This is a genomic window from Rhodococcus sp. NPDC059969 (genome assembly GCF_042738325.1).
Classification (GTDB): domain Bacteria; phylum Actinomycetota; class Actinomycetes; order Mycobacteriales; family Mycobacteriaceae; genus Rhodococcus_F.
In genome coordinates this window covers 154,004-170,592 of record NZ_JBHWUF010000005.1, presented here as the reverse complement: position 1 = coordinate 170,592, position 16,589 = coordinate 154,004, and the positions used below count along the sequence as shown (strand labels likewise).

Sequence of the window (16,589 nt, the reverse complement as noted above, 5' to 3'; positions counted from 1 at the left end):
CCGGTGTTCGCCCGTGATTGCCGTTGGGCCGAAGCTTTTCGGTGCATGACGCGGAATAGCGAACACCTTCCACCGACGTAGTTCGCGCCTCATTCGAAAGGGATGAGAGGCGCATTCCATCTTTCTGGCGCGCTTACGATTCCGGCATGAAACGTGTGTGGGAAGGTGTGCGGCGCTATGGCAAGACGCTGCATTCGGTCGGGTTGTCGTTCGGCTTGGTGTTTTTCGTCCTCTCGATGAGCCCGTCCCTCTTACCGCGCGCGTGGTACCTGCAGGGCGTGGCAACTGGTATTTCCGTCGCCACGGGGTATGGCATCGGTGTGAGCGTGGCGTGGATGATCCGCAAATGCGGAGTCGAACCGACATGGTCGGATCGGACCAAGAGGATCGGATGGGCCGTACTCACCGTTCTGGCAGTGATATTGGTGCCTCTCTTTCTGATCTTGGGTTCGTGGTGGCAGCAGATCGTCCGTGATCTGGTCGAGGCACCTCGCGTCAACCGGGCGAACTATCTTCTGGTGCTGCTGATTTCGATAGCGGTGTGGTTGATCTTGCTCGAGGCGGGTCGCGGTCTGCGGCATCTCACCAGAAGTCTCGCTGCTGTTGCTCTGCGGTTTGTTCCCAAGGAAGCGGCGAAAGTCGCAAGTTTGGTCGTCGTCTTCGCGTTGGCGATCTTCGTCGTCAACGGCGCCCTCTACAACGGGCTCATCGCGTTCGCGAACTGGAGTTTCTCCGGAGCGGACAACGACACACCAGATGGTATCGATCAGCCTTTGATCGCCGAACGCAGTGGTTCGCCGATGTCTGCCGAGGCGTGGGATTCACTGGGCAAGGAAGGACGCACCTTCATGGGTAGCGGGCCGTCCGCTGGTCAGATTGCCGCGGTGACCGGCCGAGACGCGAAGCAGCCCATCAGGGTGTACGCCGGGCGTGAGTCGTCCGATTCCGTCGACGGCGTCGCGCAGCGGGTCGTCGCCGAAATCGAGCGCACCGGCGGGTTCGACCGTGCCGTCCTGGCAGTGGTGACCACCACCGGCCGCGGCTGGGTCAACGACGACGTGGCGTCCGCCTTCGAATACGTCCAGGGCGGCGACACCGCCATCGCGGCGATGCAGTACTCGTTCCTTCCCAGCCCCTTGGCATTCATCGCCGACCGCGAAACCCCGATGGCCGCAGGCCGGGCGCTGTTCAACTCTGTCTACGCGAAGTGGATCGATCTGCCGCTCGACAAGCGTCCCAAGCTTGTCGTTTTCGGCGAGAGCCTCGGATCGTACGGGGGACAGGCCGCGTTCGCGGGAGCACAGGACATGGCGACACGTGTGGATGGGGCATTGTGGTCGGGCACTCCGAACTTCACCGCTCAATGGCAGGAGATCACGGGCAGTCGTGACTCCGGCTCACAGGAAGCCGTGCCGGTGATCGACGACGGGCAGTCGATCCGTTTCGCTGCCTATCCGGAGGATCTCGAACTGGATGCGCCGTGGAACGACTCTCGCGTTGTGTACTGGCAGCATGCCAGCGACCCGATCGTCTGGTGGTCCTTCGACCTGCTACTGAACAAACCGGACTGGCTTGCCGAGCCTCTCGGCCGTGATGTCGATCCGGGAATGACGTGGATACCGTTCGTGACGTTCTGGCAGGTGACACTCGACATGGTCTTCTCGGCTGACGTGCCGCCTGGTCACGGGCACAACTACGGAGCCGAGGCGGCGGATATGTGGGCGCAGATCCTGCACCCCGAGAACTGGTCGCAGTCGGACACCGACGCGATTCGCGGCGCCTTGACGAACAACTTTCAACCCACCAAGTAGTAGTGCGGAGTACGGACCTCGCGACGGTGTCTCGTCGTTGGACCGGGAGTACTCGCTCTTGATCGTTCGATCACTGTTTGTCAGCTATCTAACAAGGAGCGCGATGCATTCATCAAGAACACTCGTAGCTGCGGTGGCGCTGAGCGCGATCACTGTATTTGCCGGGGCTGGGTCCGCGGTTGCCGCGCCGGCGATCGGATCTGTCGACTTCGGTTCGTCGAGCGGATCCGGAACCGGTTCGTCGAGCGGGTCCCATTCTGGTTCTGTCGATTTCGGATCCGGCGGACCGGACGTCGAGCATCCGGTGTCGACCTGCTTCTGGTCCGTGCCGATCAATCCCGAGCGCGCGGACCCGCAGCTCAACTACGCCTTTCCTGACACCGCGGCGATCTATTGGGCTGCGCAGTTCACAATCCCCGAGGATGCCGAGTTGGTTATCCGAGGGCAGTATGCGCATGCGCGCTATCAGTCGTTGAACTCGTACAACGCGGCAACCGCTATGCCGACCGCCGTCCTCAATGACATTTCGACTGCTCCGGACGCAGGCTCGCGCAATACCTATCTTCCCGGTGCCGATCGATCGAACGAAGGTGCCAGGTCGTACACGGCTTCCGTCCTCAACGAGGCCTCGCCTGCTGAGCCGAAACCCAACACCTTGTATGCCGGTGTGCCAGGTCAGGGCCGGATAAGCCTGCTTTATCGCATCTACCTGCCGGACAATGGGCGTGATCTCACCGGGGGCGTAGGGCTGCCGGAGCCAGAGCTGCACCTTGCCGGTGGTCAGGTGCTGCGGGGGCAGGATCTGTGTTCAGCGGTCGGTGCGGACAACGGAATCTTGAAGCCGGCTTCGCTGCCGCTGGACACGTACAAGGCATTGCGTGACCAACCGGGCAAGCCTGCGACATTCCCTTCCGAGCAGACACCTGTCTGGCGGGCGTACTACAGCGCCGAGTTCACGCTCGGCTGTACCTATCTCGGCAAATGCGATGGCACACCCCAGCGGGTGGGCGGGCAGTACTCCAACATCGACAACAGCTACGTCACAGCCGAAGTCAACCGTGGGTTCGGCGATGTTTTGGTACTTAGGGGAGAGTTGCCGAGGACTCCGAAGACGACTACCGGCGCAAAGAATCTCGACAGCGCTGTCGACATGCGGTTCTGGTCTATGTGCAGCAATGAATCGCTGGCAACGACGAAGGTAGCTACGTGTCTGTTCGACGAGCAGATGGCCACTGATGCGGATGGTCGCTACACGATTGTCGCGTCGCTGCCTGAAGACCGACCCGCAAACGCTACGAAGGAATGTGGGGTGTCATGGCTGTCGCTCTCGCCGGCCGGTGATGGCGCGGGGCATCTCGACGATTCCCTTCTGATCATGCGGAACATGCTGCCGGCCAAGGACTCCAGTCACGCCGCACACGATACCAAGACGCCCGGTGACGAGAAGGCTGTGATGGCGCAGTACTTGCCGGACGGGCAATATACGTCCAAGCTCGCGTTCGAGGAGAGTGGCTGCGCGAAGTAGACCGACTGACTCTAGGAGTGAGTTCAGCGCCTGGGATTGCGTCTGGGCGGTCCTCATCGACGGTGTCGGCTGCGCTCAGTTGCGAGCGCAGCCGACACCGTTTGGCGCCTGTACGCGTCAATCGATTGGACGAGGGCAGTGCCAGTTTGCGTTGGCGATGCACATCGCGAGTGAATCAAGGAGGGCGGTTCGGGCACTCATCCCTTTCGAATGAGGCGTAAACGATGCAGGCGCACAGGGTGTCAGCATTGGCGCGCAGCGGTATCGACTGCGCCCCGATGAGAAACGAGTTTTGACATGGGTTCCGTTATCGGAGATCTCCTCCCCATTGCGGTCGGTGTCGCCGTATCGCCGGTAGCCGTCATCGCCACTATCTTGATGTTGCTCTCCAAGCGAGCGGGTAGCACCAGCGTGGGGTTCGCCGTGGGCTGGTTACTCGGAATCTTCATCGCTACAGTTCTTTTCGTGATTCTGTCCAGTGCCATCAGCACTTCGGACGATGGACCGTCTGCCACGGTTTCGTGGATCAAACTAGCCCTCGGTGTCCTCCTGTTTACGGTCGGGGTCAAGCAGTGGAGGGGGCGCAGCGGCGAGCACGAAACACCGACGTGGATGCAAGCCGTCGACGAGATGACCGCGGTCAAGGGCTTGGGCCTCGGATTCGCGCTCGCAGCGATCAACCCGAAGAACCTGCTCATGTGCATCGCGGCCGGAGTGTCGATCGGTTCGGCATCGCTGGCGACCAGCGGAGTGATCACCTCGATCCTCGTCTTCACGATCATCGCCAGCTCAACTGTCGCGATCCCGGTCATCGGATACCTGGTGGCTGCTGATCGCCTGCGCGAGCCGTTGGCCAATCTCAAAGTCTGGCTCCAAGACAACAACACCACGGTGATGAGTGTGTTGATCCTGGTCGTCGGCGTTGTTCTGATCGGCAAGGGAATCGGCGGAATCTTCTGACACCCACTCTTTCACGTGGTGTGAACGCACAATTCCCGGATGATCGTTCGATCAGGCTGGTTTAACCGCGTAGTCGCCGTCGGCGTGGCCGATCAGTTGCCATCCGCCCTCGATCGGGGACAGTCGGACGTCGGAGAGATTCGTGATCTCGAGCTGTGGCCGGTCGGTTCCTGGGTACCAGGCCTCGACCCTTCCGGAGCCGGCCCCGGTAAACCCGTTGCGCGACACCTCCGTCAGCGTGCCGGGCGCTGCTCGCGGATACGCTCGCGAGAGTGGAACGGCGAATCCCTCGACGAGCCCCAGTGATTCACCGGACGGGCAGTCGATGCGATTCAGATTTCCCTGTGGCTGGTGGGTATTGCCGTCGCGAACGGGGTGGGGGTCACCGCACGCTTGGTTCCATGACCACCACGCGCCGCCCATCCGGTACTTGTCTGTGGCGTCGACGAAGCGTTCGACGTCTGCTCCCTGCTCGTCGGCGTCCCCGAACCAACCCCATTCGCCCGTCCACAACGGGGCGTCGTACCAGGCGGCGGCGCCGTCGGCGATCCGAAATCCGTCTTCGATCGCGGGGAATTCGCTACTGACCGTGATGGATTCGCTGTAGAGGTGGGGCGAGAACACCACCAGAGGATCGGTCAGGTACTTGCGCGGGGGCAGTGCGTCGAAGCCGAATGCCGACCAGATCGCACTGGGTTCGAAGAACACGAGGTGCGGGAACCCGCCTGCTTCGGCTTGCCGGATGGCGTCGGTGGCGCGCTGGTAGAACTGCCCGATCTGGTCTGCTGCAGTGAAGGGGTCGCGCAGACCGGGGTTCGGTTCGTTCAACAGGTCGTATCCGGCCACCGCGGGTTCGTCTTTGAACTCCGCGGCCAACTTCGCCCACGTCGCCACCAAGCGACTCTGGATTCCTTGCTCGTCGTCGTAAAACGCCTGGAAGGCATGGGCGATGGCCGGCGCAGCTTCCCGGAGCCCGCCGATGTTGCAGGTTGTCCATCCGCCGGTCAGGGTTGCCCACTCGGGTGCGCCGTCCCAGCCGACCCCCGGCCGCATGAATGATGGGCACGACTGGTCGCTCGGGGTGCCGACGTGCGGGCCCCATGCGTCCTGGTGCATGTCGAGAACGGTGTAGATGCCGTGGTCTTTCGCATCCTCGACCGCTGCGCGAATGCGGTCGACGTACGCAGTGTCGAATGCTCCGCGGGTCGGTTCGAGGAGTGACCACGCGACGTTGAGTCGTACGACGTTGAAGCCCAGAGCTGCCATGTGCGCGAAGTCCGTTCGTCCCAGCGGAGTAACGGTGGGTAGTCCGGTGCCGTTGGTTGCGTAGTCGTTAAGACCGTTGGCGTTTACGCCGCGTAGCAACACCGTTCGTCCGTCGACGTCCTTGATAGTGCGATCTGCGACGGTCAGTTGGGGGAGGGACCAGCCCGATTCCGGTGGTGCGGCGTGAGCGGCCGGAGCTGCAATCTGAAGTGCCAGGATTGCAAGGGTGGCAAGCAGCAGCGCGCGCATCCGTAAACCTTTCTAGACAAACGTCCAATTCCGAGATGAGGCTAGCGTGACAACGCCCTTTTCCGGCGCGCTTTGCTCATACCTGCCACGGTCGCCTTGTTGCCGAGTACACGTCGGCTACGTGCTGTTGCTGGAGGTGCGATCATTGTCGACAAGTCTCGACCCAAGGGAGCCCCGGTGAAGCTTGCATTGACCGATCTGATCGAACGAGTGTCTCGTGACGATGCGGCGAGTACCCGAGCGTTCTACGAGTCGCGGCCCGCCGGCGTCGGTCCGAGTTCACTGCAGGAACTGCTTGTGGTGCGAGCCTCCCGAGTGGTTGACCCAACACCCGCGACCCGGGCAGTTGAACACACGCTCGACATCGAGGGCCGATCCGTCTCGGTGCGTGTAGTCACGCCGAAAGACGGCGATGTCAACGGGATCTACCTATATCTTCCGGGTGGTGGTTTCTACATGAGTTCAGCGGCTAGCTCTGACGCTCGTAGTATGAGACTTGCCGACGCGATCGGAGTAGCAGTGGTTACCGTCGACTACCGGCTTGCGCCGGAATTCCCCTGGCCGGCAGCGCCGGACGATTGTGAGGCAGCCGCATTGTGGCTGCTTGACGTCGCTGCCGAACGGTTCGGGACGACCAGGCTCGCCATCGGTGGCATGTCGGCGGGAGCAACCTTGGTGACGACGACGTTGCTGCGCCTTCGCGATCGAGGTCTGGCCATGTCATTTTCGGGTGCGGTGCTGGAAGCGGGCACGTACGACGTCAGTGCCCAGACTCCCGCTGGCCGCACCATCGGCGACGAATACTTCATCGAAGCCTATGTGGGCCATGTCGGTGACCGCACTCTCCCGGATATTTCTCCGACATTCGGCGACCTGAGCGGCTTGCCGCCGACCCTCGTTGTCGTTGGATCAGAAGACGTGGTCCTGGCTGAGAACCTTGCGATGGTGGCGCGACTGTCGGCGGCCGGAAACGACGTCGACTTGCGTCTCTATCCTGATGTCCCGCATGGATTTACAAGCCATCCAACGCCTGTTGCCCGCCGCGCTGCGCTCGATATAGGTGCTTGGCTTGGGCATTGTCTCGACGCCGAGCCGGCGTGACAGGCAGGGGCGTGGTTCAGCGTGCAGTGGACACGGGACTTGCGTTCGATGTCAGATGTTGGCAAGTGTTTGACGATGAAACAACTCTAGGCTCACCATCGATTTCATCAGGCCGTCAAGTGTTCGCGCATCCCATCCCGTCAGATGCTGCCAGCGGTCGAGTCGATAAGTGACAGAGTTTGCATGCAGATGGATGTCACGGGCGGCAGCGCTGACGGAGAACCCGCTTCGGGCGAAGGCGCGGACTGCATCCATCAGATGTGAGTGCTCTTCGGCCACGGCCGCCCCAGCCTGCAGGAGTGGCAGAAGCTCGTTCTGGTGGGCGGCAAGGGTGGCGATGAGCCATTCATCGGTAAAACTGACCGTCGTGCCCGGCGCTGTCGCCAACTGCACTGTGCGCTCGGCATCGGTGATGCTTTGAGCTGCGCCGACGAGTCCGACCCGGGGCATCCCGATACCTATTGACGTTCGTGGATGATCTCGCATGATTGCGTGGATGACGTCTTCGATCGGTTCGCCCTGACACATCACGATTACTCGGGTGCCGTGTCGACTGCATTGTGCGACAACGTGCACGGAATCCAGGGTTCGTTGCAGGTGTTCCACTTGTGCTTCTGACCATTCGTCTTCGACGACCGATAGCGCTTGGAACGATTTCTGTGGATCGAACCCGAGGGTTTGTGCCAGCTCTCGGGCGCTGCTCATTTCCATATCCGTTGCACTGTGCAGTGTTTCGAAGAATCGATAGCGAATGCCGGCGCGAATGGCCTGCTCGCTGCGCGTCGCCTCGGAGTGTCCGACCGCGACTGCGCTCGTTGCAGTGTGAACGAGGTCCCAGAGTTTGCCGCCCGCCTGCAGCAGTTCGTGTGTTGGTTTCGTGGACCGCTCGACCATTGTGTTCCAGAGCTCCCGAGAGGCAATGTGATAGGTCTCGATGACATTGGAGAGCGGGAGCCCTTGCATCGCACGGCGGCGCCCGAGCTCGCGGTTTCGGTCGGTGTCTTCTGTGGTGAACGTTTCGTTCTCGGCAACGGCACACAGCATTGCGGACAACTGTTTACGGATGTAGTTGCCTTGCTCGGCCACTGGTACCGCGGAGTAGGCCGGGAGTTCGCTGCGAATCTGCTGTACCGCGCGCTCGGTGAGCGCTTCGAGCTCGTCGGAAACCTCGCGACACAACCGGCGGATCGTGTCCTCTTCTTCGACGTCGGACACGTTCACCGGCTTCTCCTTCATGCGTGCTTGGTGCGTCCCGTGAATATCACGAACGAGCGTCGCGGATTCTGGGGTTCGCCCATGGTCCCGCCATAGTGACGGGAGGCACACTCAACGCTAGACCGGACGACGATTCGACGGCAAAACGCCCCTCGCCTCATCTGCTCCGGATCGATCAACGGCTAAGGAGCCACAATCATGTCCAACGAGGCGAAGAGTGCCTTGCTCGCAATCGGAGTTCCGTTCGTCGGGGTGCTGGGCGGGATAGTTGCGCTCTCCGAATCCGAAATGACTGTTCTCGGATTCCCAATTTTGTTCGCGTGGCTTTTTCTGTGGATGCCCTTGACTTCGCTATGTCTCCATTTGGCATGGAAGTTATTCGACCGCAAGGACTTCGAGGAAGCGGAACGAATCGAACTGGCTCAGGCCAAGGCCGAGATCGGGGATCCGACATGATCGCTGCAACATTTACGCTCGTGCTACTCCTCGCGCTCGGCGCCGGGGTGCTTTCACGCCGTGGAAGCAAGAAGGAGATCTCCGACTACCTGGTGGGTGGGCGATCGTTCGGTCCCGTACTGGTTTTCATCCTGGGGGCAGGTGAGGCGTACAGCATCGGCACGCTCATCGGATTCCCCGGCGGCGTGTACGCCCACGGGGCAAGCTACGGCGTCTGGTTCATCGGATACATCTTGCTTGCCTACCCGATCGGATACTTCTTTGCGCCCTATCTCTGGCGGGCAGGCAAGCGGTACAACGCGATGACGCTACCCGACGTGGCAGGGCGGCACTTTCGCTCGCGCGGACTGGAACTGACAATCGCGATTGCCTCGGTAGTCTTCCTCATTCCCTGGGGGCAGTTGCAGCTTGCCGGCCTCCAGGTCGCACTGAGCGGACTGGGCATCACCATCAACCCGACGGTGGCGGTTTTTGTCGGCGCCGCGCTTGCTCTCCTCTTCCTCCTGCTTTCGGGTGTGCGAGCACCGGCGTTCGTGTCCTACGTCAAGGATGCAGCTCTGCTGTTGGGAGCGATCTTGATCGGACTCGCCGCCACGGCCAAATCGGGCGGCATCACGAAGCTCTTCGCTGATGCAGCAACGCATGGGGCCGGGCAGGCTTCGCAATCCACCGTCACCGGTTCGTCGCTGACCTTCGTGCTCACCACAATCGTGTTCCAGTCACTCGGCTTTTTCGTTTTCCCGTTCATCGTGCAGGCGGTGTTGTCGGCGAAGTCCGAGGCAACCCTCAAGCGAGTCGCCCGATTCAACCCGCTGTACATGCTCATGTATCCCTTCCTCGTCGCTGCAGCCTTCGGCGCAATTTCGTTGCTGCCGAACAAGCTCGAGGGCGCAGAGTCCAATGAGGTGCTCCTGCAACTGTCCCGCCTCGTGCTCCCGGACTGGCTGACCGGAGTGGTGGCGGGTGGTGCGGCACTGTGCGCGATCGTGGTTCTGTGTGGTTCGGCGCTGGGAATCGGCTCGATCGTTTCTCGGAACATCGTTCCTGGAATACCCGAATCAAGTCAGCGAGTGTGGGTGCGTGGGGTGATCGTCGCCTATCTCGGCCTCTCGCTGCTCCTCACGCTCGCCGCACCCCAATTGCTGCTGACGCTGGTGAACACCGCGTACTACGGGGTGACCCAGGCCGTGGTGGTGTTCGCGACGATGATCTTCGGATGGAAACTGCGACCGGCAGCGCTCGCGATGGGCGTGGTACTCGGCGACGTGGTGGTGCTCTGGCTGTACCTCGACACACACGGAGCGGTATCGACGTGGTTGTCGGACCACGGCATCAACATCGGTGCCGCAGCCCTCGTGCTGAACGTGTTGTTCGTGTTCGCTACCCGGCTGATGTGGCCTCCTGTCGAAGCGGTTTCGGGCCTCCGCGCAGAAAATCGATCGGCACCAGCGCCTTGCCCCGTCACCCCGACTGCGAAGGCGGATATCTGATGACCAGGACATTACTCACTGCAGATGCAATCCTCACCCACGATGCGGCGTCACCTCAGGTGGAGGCCCTTGTCCTCGATGGAGGCCTGGTTGTCGCCACCGGAAGTCGAAAGGACATGGGGGAGCACGTCGGACCGCAAACTCGTCGGCTCGATCTACCTGGCGCAACTGTGATCCCGGGGCTCATCGAGTCGCACATTCACCCGACCTACTCCGGCTTGACTGACGGATGGGCTGATTGCCGGACACCCCCGTGCGCCTCGATCGCGGATATCCAAGCGGCGCTGCGGAACTCCGCTCCCACTCACGGCTGGATACGTGGATGGGGGTACGACGACACCCAACTTCGAGAAGGTCGCCATCTCACACGCGATGACCTCGACGCAGTCTGCACTGACCGCCCGATAATCGTTCTGCACATCTCGGGGCACTTTGCGGTGGCAAACACCGTTGCGCTCGCAACTGCAGGTATCGACGAATCGACGGTTGATCCCGAGGACTCGCAGTTTCCGCGTGGGGCGGACGGGAGGCTCACCGGGATGGCCTGGGAAATCGATGCCGTGGCCCGGCTGAGCGCCGCGATCCCAGACCTGACAGAGGCGGAGGTGCAGACCGCGCTGCTGCGTAGCTTGACGCTGGCGCGTTCGCGGGGAATCACGACCGTGCACGATCTCGGGGTCGGCCTGTCGGCGGGCATGCAGGAATTGGCCGCCTATCGTGCCCTGGACGCCATGGGCCAGATGCCCGTGCACACGGTTGGCTTCCTTCGGGGTGATCTCGCGATCGCGGAACTGGAGGGAGGGAACATTGCTTTCGCAGCTAATCCGGACCCAGGGTCACGCTTCCGTTTGGCCGGCGCCAAATTCTGGGCGGATGGGTCCATTCAAGGGTTGTCCGCAGCTCTGCGGACCCCGTACACGTGCAGCCCGAACCATCACGGTGATCTGCTCTATCCTCAGGAGCAACTCGACGCCATGGTTCTCCGGGTCCACCGCGAGGGAGGGCAGGTCGCGGTGCACGCCAACGGCGATGCGGCCGTAGCCGCCGCTATCTCGGCTCTGCGAAGTGCACACTGCAGCGACAATCGTCGAGCGCGGCACCGTATCGAGCATTGCCAGGTCAGTGGGCCTGCGGACCTGGAAGCGATACGTGATGCCGAGATCGGGGTGAGCTTTTTCGTCAACCATGTCTTTCATTGGGGCGATCGTCACCGTGACCGTTTCCTCGGTCCTGAGAGAGCCGGCAACCTGGACCCGCTGGCGTGCGCCGATGACATCGGCTTGAAATTCGGGCTGCACTCGGATTGCCCGATAACTCCGATGGATCCCCTCCAGACGATTAGGACCGCTGTGAATCGACTGACCATGGGCGGTGCCGTGCTTGGCTCCCACCAACGGATCGGAGTGCAGCGTGCAGTACAGGCCATGACCGTGGACAGTGCGTACTTAGTTCACGATGAAGGACGGGCAGGGATGCTGGCGCCGGGTCGCCGTGCGGACCTTGTCGCACTCGACGGCACTCTTGCTGCTCTGGCAGATGCTTCGATCGCCATTCCGCAGCCTGCACTGGTCATGGTCGACGGCCGGTAGCTCGTTAGATTGATTTCTTCGCAACGGTTGCCAGCTCGATGTCGAGATTTGTGCAGTTGCTCGACAGTGAAGTTGTTCAGCGACGGACAGATACGGGTGCCGCCGCGGCCGCGGTCTGTCGTTCGAGCGGGTCCAGCGTGGTCGATGGAACTGCAGTGACGGGATTGTGTTCCTTCCCGCATGATGGCGGCTGTCCGGGCACCTGAACACATGTCCGGTTTCTGGGCCAAAGTCGGGACGAGGAGCGCGCCGCCCTTGTAATCTCGCACGTGGTTTGCGGGGCGCGGGGTCCTCCCGCACAGCGAGTGAGAGGATCAGAATGACGACTGCTTACGCGCGCCGCCGAGGGGTGCGCCCTTTCGGAATTACCCTCGCTGCACTGGTTGCCGTGGGTGCGGCCCTGACCGGTCCCACACTCGCCTCCGCCTCGAGCGACGACCTGCAATTGGGTTCGAGCCAGTTCGGATCGTCCGGGGAGCAACCGCCGCTGCCGGAGATCCCACCGCCGTCCGCGGCCGAGATCAGGCTCGACGAGGCGCGGAACTTCCGCGACATCGGCGGCTACCGGACTACCGACGGCAGGACCGTCCGGACAGGCCTGGTGTTCCGTTCCAACAAGCTCAGCTCGCTCAATGAGACTGATCTGGCAAAACTCACCGCCGCGAACCTGACCCTCGACGTCGACCTGCGCAACGCCTCCGAACGTGCGGAGGATCCCGATCGGATCCCCGCAGGGGTCACCTACCAGGTCGCCGACGTCGTCAGCATCGAACACGGCATCGCGTTCCACGAGTTTGTTCCCCTGACCCTCGGTCGCGCGTTGATCGACGGCGCTGTCAAGGGAACCTCGAACATCGGCCAGAGCATCGGCTACCCGTTCATGGTCAACTACCGTGGTTCCGATGTCGCCTTCCATGACCTGCTGACTGCGATCGCGAACAACTCCGACGGCGCATCCGTCTACCACTGCAGTGCAGGGAAGGACCGCACCGGTTGGGGTACCGCGATCCTGCTGACCATTCTCGGTGTCCCGCGTGAGTTCATCAGTGCCGATTTCATGGCGTCGAACACGTACCTGGGCCGGGACGACGCGGTGGACCTGTCGTGGCTCGATGCGGCGTATGCACAGGTCGACCGACTCTACGGCGGTATGGATACTTACGTACGGGAGGGCCTCGGCGTGGACCAGGGCACTATCGACTCTCTGCGCGCCAAGCTTCTCCTCTAGGGGCAGCCCCACACCTCGGCCTCTTGCCCACTCGGACCCGCTGCTGTCCCAGTGCGACTGATGGTTGCGGAATGCGTACTTGTGGGGCACTGCTCCCGTGGTGGGCCCGAGGTTTCTTGGCCGTGTGCGATCACCAAGTGGCGCAAGCACTTTGCTGGCAGAAAGCGAGCCTGATCATGCACTCGAGGCGGGCCAATTGGTCAGCATCGAATCGAGTGCCTCAAGGATCCTGGACCAGCTTTCGGCGCTGTCCGGTGCGCTGTGGCTGAACGATCCACCCAACTCGAGGCTGGCGTACCCATGGAAAACGCTGCCGAGCAATCGAACTGCGTGGGTCTGATCGAGATCGGTGAGGTTGTACCCGCGAAGAATTGATCGCATCATCTGCGAGTGTCTGAAGCCCGCGCTCGCAGCTGCGGCCTCCGGTGTGAGGCGCATCTGTGACGCGGCGTATCGGCCGGGGTGTGCCCTCGCGTAGTTGCGGTACACGTTCGCGAAGGCGGTCAAGGCGTCGCGGCCGGACCGACCGGCCACGGCGTCGGCAGCCTCGTCGGCCATCTCCTCCAAGGCGAGCAGCGCGATTCTGGTTTTGAGGTCGTTCGAACTCTTCACGTGCGAGTACAGGCTTGCCACCTTGACGTCGAACGCTCTGGCGACCGCCGATACGGTCACCTGCTCGAAGCCCACCTCGTCGGCCAATTCGGCGCCCGCCACGGCGAGGCGTTCGGGTGTCAGTCCTGCGCGAGGCATGTCCGTGGGTCCTGTTCGTCGAGAAGTGAAACCGCTTGCCTAAATAGTATAGGCAAATTACTGTGTGCTGTAGTTAAAACCTTCGCAACTTATCTACAGGTGAATGAGATGAACAGCCAGAGCAGCTGGATTACTACCGCAATTTCCGAGGACATCGTGCGCGGAGCCCTCGAGCTCGAGCGGACCGAACGCGGTGTGCTGACGCACCGTCTGCCCGCCAGGGCTCGCACACAATTCGCTGACGGGCAGATGGCAATGGCGCAATCACAACCGTCCGGAGTGCGGCTGGTGTTCCGAACCAGCGCTACGGCCATCGAACTCGACACTCTGCCGACGAAAATGATCTACAGCGGTGCCCCGCCGAGGCCACAGGGTGTGTACGACCTGCTCGTCGACGGCGAACCAGCCGGGTCCGCAATCGCTGAGGGCGGCAACACGGTGACGATCGACATGGCGACCGGTACCGCTCAGAGACAGTCCGGACCCGTCAGCACCATCCGCTTCGCGGACCTGCCTGCGCGATCAAAGGCTGTCGAGATCTGGTTGCCGCACAACGAAACCACCGAACTTGTCGCACTACGGACCGACGCCCCACTCGAACTCGCGGTCGAGACGAAGCGTCGCGTGTGGCTCCATCACGGAAGCTCGATCAGTCAAGGCTCCGGCGCTGAAAGTCCCTCCCGCACTTGGCCTGCTCTCGCAGCCTCCCTCGGCGGCGTGGATCTGATCAACCTCGGGTTCAGCGGCAGCGCCCTGCTGGACCAGTACACCGCCCGCGCTATGCGAGACACCGCAGCTGACCTGATCAGCATCAAGATGGGCATCAATCTGGTCAACTCCGACGTGATGCGCCTGCGGGCCTTCACGTCGGCAATGCACGGCTTCCTCGACACGGTCCGCGACGGTCATCCAGCGGCTCCACTGCTGGTCGTCTCGCCTGTCTATTGCCCGATTCACGAAGACACGCCTGGGCCTGGTGCATTCGATTTCGACGCGCTTGCCAGAGGCGCAATGCGATTCGTTGCTACCGGCGATCCCGCCGAGCGCGCAGCCGGAAAGCTGACGCTGCGCTCTATTCGGGAAGAGTTGGCGCGCATCGTAACCCAGCGATCGGCGGATGATCCCAATCTGCATTACGTCGACGGCTGCGATCTCTACGGTGCGGCCGAGAACGAAGAGTTGCCGCTTCCCGATCAGCTCCATCCGGACGCTGCGACGCACCGCCTCATCGGCGAACGCTTTGCCCAATGTGTATTCGCAGACGACGGCGCATTCGCACGCACGGTGTGATCGCGCAATCCGGTTCGATCGGATTTCACACGATTTGACCCTGACGTAGCGTGAGGGCTCACGATGACTTCATGACCGATACTTACCCAGCATTCGACATCAGCCCCGTCCCTGTCCCCGCTACAGATGCCGTGCCTCCGGAACAGTTCCGAGGTCTCTACGGAATGCCCATGTTCGTGTCGGTTCCGACTTCGAATCTGGCCGAATCGGCCGACTTCTGGATCCGTGGGCTCGGTTTCTTCGACCTCTTTTCGGTACCGGATCGACTGACGCACCTGCGACGCTGGGCATTTCAAGACGTTCTGCTCGTGCCCGGAGAACGGTCAGATTCATCACCGTCCGTCAGTGTGAGCTTTGCGTGTGTGCTGAGTCAGATCGATCAGATAGCCAAGGCGTGTGAGGAATTGCGGCCCGGATGCACCAGCGGTCCACATCTGAAGCCGTGGAATTCACTGGAGTTGGAGATTGTGACACCGGAGAACGCGCGCGTGATCATGACGGCCGCTCGTCCGTACGACCCGAACAGTGCCGAGGCCGAGCATCTGCGAGGCATGGGAATTGACGGACCCGACGACTGAGCGGCGGTCTGACGCTGTGGCCTCCCGAACCGCGTCTGTCAGACTGGATGCCGTGACGGAGCAACTCTTCGGAGACGACGCAGACAGCGCTCTCACCGTCGGTGCTGCCGCATCACGACTAGGCATAACCGTACGTACCCTTCATCATTGGGACGCAATCGGTTTGGTGCGCCCGTCCGGGCGCAGTGACGGGGGCTACCGGCTGTACACCGACGCGGACCTCGGCCGCATCGGCCGGGTGCTTGTCTACCGAGACGTGGGCTTGTCGCTCGACGAGATCGGGATATTGCTCGATGCGCCCGCAGCCGACGTGGACGAGACGCTGCGTGGGCAGCGCGCCGAGTTGCGGCAACGGATAGCCGACTTGGAGGAACTGGGCGAGTCCTTGGATCGCATTATCGATGCCAGGAAGTCGGGTGTGCTGCTGCCGGCACACGAGCAGGTCTCGATCTTCGGCCGACACTGGCAGCCGTCATGGGGACCTGAGGCGCACGAGCGTTGGGGTGACAGTGCGCAGTGGGCGCAGCACGCGGAACGGTCGGCGGGTAGGACCGCTGAGGATTGGCAGAAGATTGCCGACTGCGTCGAGATGCTCAACGAAGACCTGGCGCTGGCGTGCCGGTCCGGTGTCGAACCGGGAAGCGCCGAGGCGAATTTGCTGGCCGAACGACACCGAGCGTCGATCGGCGTCTACTTCGACTGCACACATTCGATGCAGGTGTGTCTGGGACGGATGTACGTGGCCGATCCCGGCTTCTCCGAGTTCTACGACGCGCTTTTCTACGACACGGTCGAGACCGGTCTGACAGTGTGGCTCCGCGCTGTCATCGATGCGAATGCTCGGGCCAACGGAGTTGACCTCGAATCGGCGACGTGGGTGTGAGTGAGCTGGTGGTCGCTCGTCAGTCCAAAGACGCGCAGGCGGTGCACCACGGTCGGCCGTCGACTCCGGGGGCACGATGGGACACTGCGATGCGCGCGGCCAAAATGCAGCTTTCGTTGTCGTGATAGACGTCGAGATCCGAAGGAACCGTCGAGTGGAACGCCGGGACCTTCATGTCTACCTCCGTTGTGGCTCGCC

At 62.1% G+C, this 16,589-nt stretch carries 15 protein-coding genes; 11 read left to right on the top strand and 4 right to left on the bottom strand.

Features of this window, described 5'->3' with window-relative positions; genetic code table 11:
* The first annotated feature begins 146 nt into the window (after positions 1-146).
* The 3 genes from ACFWAD_RS16610 (at position 147) to ACFWAD_RS16600 (ending at position 4,296) form a co-directional block, all read left to right on the top strand.
* On the top strand, positions 147-1,811 hold the full coding sequence (locus ACFWAD_RS16610) for an alpha/beta hydrolase (protein ID WP_378545663.1): 1,665 nt from the start codon (positions 147-149) through the stop codon (positions 1,809-1,811).
* Between the two features lie 103 nt (positions 1,812-1,914).
* Positions 1,915-3,336, top strand: coding sequence for a hypothetical protein (locus ACFWAD_RS16605; RefSeq protein ID WP_378545660.1), 1,422 nt, complete (start codon positions 1,915-1,917; stop codon positions 3,334-3,336).
* Positions 3,337-3,633: 297 nt separating this feature from the next.
* Positions 3,634-4,296, top strand: coding sequence for a GAP family protein (locus ACFWAD_RS16600; protein WP_378545657.1), 663 nt, complete (start codon positions 3,634-3,636; stop codon positions 4,294-4,296).
* A 51-nt stretch (positions 4,297-4,347) separates the two neighbouring features.
* Here ACFWAD_RS16600 and ACFWAD_RS16595 read toward each other — a convergent pair whose 3' ends face one another.
* The gene (locus ACFWAD_RS16595) at positions 4,348-5,811 is read right to left on the bottom strand and encodes a glycoside hydrolase family 5 protein (RefSeq protein WP_378545654.1); all 1,464 of its coding nucleotides are present in this window, start codon (positions 5,809-5,811) and stop codon (positions 4,348-4,350) included.
* Positions 5,812-5,988: 177 nt separating this feature from the next.
* On the opposite strand from ACFWAD_RS16595, the gene ACFWAD_RS16590 reads away from it, so the two are divergent.
* A complete protein-coding gene (locus ACFWAD_RS16590) occupies positions 5,989-6,912 on the top strand; it encodes an alpha/beta hydrolase (protein WP_378545651.1) in 924 nt (307 codons plus the stop codon).
* Between the two features lie 51 nt (positions 6,913-6,963).
* Here ACFWAD_RS16590 and ACFWAD_RS16585 read toward each other — a convergent pair whose 3' ends face one another.
* Positions 6,964-8,133 carry a PucR family transcriptional regulator gene (locus ACFWAD_RS16585; RefSeq protein WP_378545648.1) on the bottom strand — a complete coding sequence of 390 codons (1,170 nt, stop codon included), beginning with the start codon at positions 8,131-8,133 and terminating at the stop codon, positions 6,964-6,966.
* A 192-nt stretch (positions 8,134-8,325) separates the two neighbouring features.
* On the opposite strand from ACFWAD_RS16585, the gene ACFWAD_RS16580 reads away from it, so the two are divergent.
* From ACFWAD_RS16580 to ACFWAD_RS16565, 4 genes are all read left to right on the top strand, one after another.
* Complete coding sequence (locus ACFWAD_RS16580) at positions 8,326-8,583, top strand: DUF3311 domain-containing protein (protein ID WP_378545645.1); 258 nt, start codon at positions 8,326-8,328, stop codon at positions 8,581-8,583.
* The gene (locus ACFWAD_RS16575; RefSeq protein ID WP_378545642.1) at positions 8,580-10,073 is read left to right on the top strand and encodes a sodium:solute symporter; all 1,494 of its coding nucleotides are present in this window, start codon (positions 8,580-8,582) and stop codon (positions 10,071-10,073) included. The genes ACFWAD_RS16580 and ACFWAD_RS16575 overlap by 4 nt, the downstream gene beginning before the upstream one ends.
* Complete coding sequence (locus ACFWAD_RS16570) at positions 10,073-11,662, top strand: amidohydrolase (protein ID WP_378545639.1); 1,590 nt, start codon at positions 10,073-10,075, stop codon at positions 11,660-11,662. The genes ACFWAD_RS16575 and ACFWAD_RS16570 overlap by 1 nt, the downstream gene beginning before the upstream one ends.
* A 313-nt stretch (positions 11,663-11,975) precedes the next feature.
* Positions 11,976-12,890, top strand: coding sequence for a tyrosine-protein phosphatase (locus ACFWAD_RS16565; RefSeq protein ID WP_378545976.1), 915 nt, complete (start codon positions 11,976-11,978; stop codon positions 12,888-12,890).
* Between the two features lie 174 nt (positions 12,891-13,064).
* On the opposite strand, the gene ACFWAD_RS16560 is transcribed toward ACFWAD_RS16565, so the two are convergent.
* Positions 13,065-13,640 (bottom strand): TetR/AcrR family transcriptional regulator, encoded by a 576-nt coding sequence (locus ACFWAD_RS16560; RefSeq protein WP_378545637.1) that lies wholly within the window; start codon positions 13,638-13,640, stop codon positions 13,065-13,067.
* A gap of 108 nt (positions 13,641-13,748) precedes the next feature.
* Here ACFWAD_RS16560 and ACFWAD_RS16555 point away from each other — a divergent pair, with 108 nt between their 5' ends.
* The 3 genes from ACFWAD_RS16555 (at position 13,749) to ACFWAD_RS16545 (ending at position 16,391) form a co-directional block, all read left to right on the top strand.
* On the top strand, positions 13,749-14,930 hold the full coding sequence (locus ACFWAD_RS16555) for a GDSL-type esterase/lipase family protein (protein ID WP_378545634.1): 1,182 nt from the start codon (positions 13,749-13,751) through the stop codon (positions 14,928-14,930).
* A gap of 71 nt (positions 14,931-15,001) precedes the next feature.
* On the top strand, positions 15,002-15,508 hold the full coding sequence (locus ACFWAD_RS16550; protein ID WP_378545631.1) for a VOC family protein: 507 nt from the start codon (positions 15,002-15,004) through the stop codon (positions 15,506-15,508).
* A gap of 52 nt (positions 15,509-15,560) precedes the next feature.
* Positions 15,561-16,391 (top strand): MerR family transcriptional regulator, encoded by an 831-nt coding sequence (locus tag ACFWAD_RS16545; RefSeq protein WP_378545628.1) that lies wholly within the window; start codon positions 15,561-15,563, stop codon positions 16,389-16,391.
* Positions 16,392-16,410: 19 nt separating this feature from the next.
* On the opposite strand, the gene ACFWAD_RS16540 is transcribed toward ACFWAD_RS16545, so the two are convergent.
* Positions 16,411-16,566, bottom strand: a complete 156-nt coding sequence (locus ACFWAD_RS16540) for a hypothetical protein (protein ID WP_003942131.1) — start codon at positions 16,564-16,566, stop codon at positions 16,411-16,413.
* Positions 16,567-16,589 lie beyond the last annotated feature (23 nt).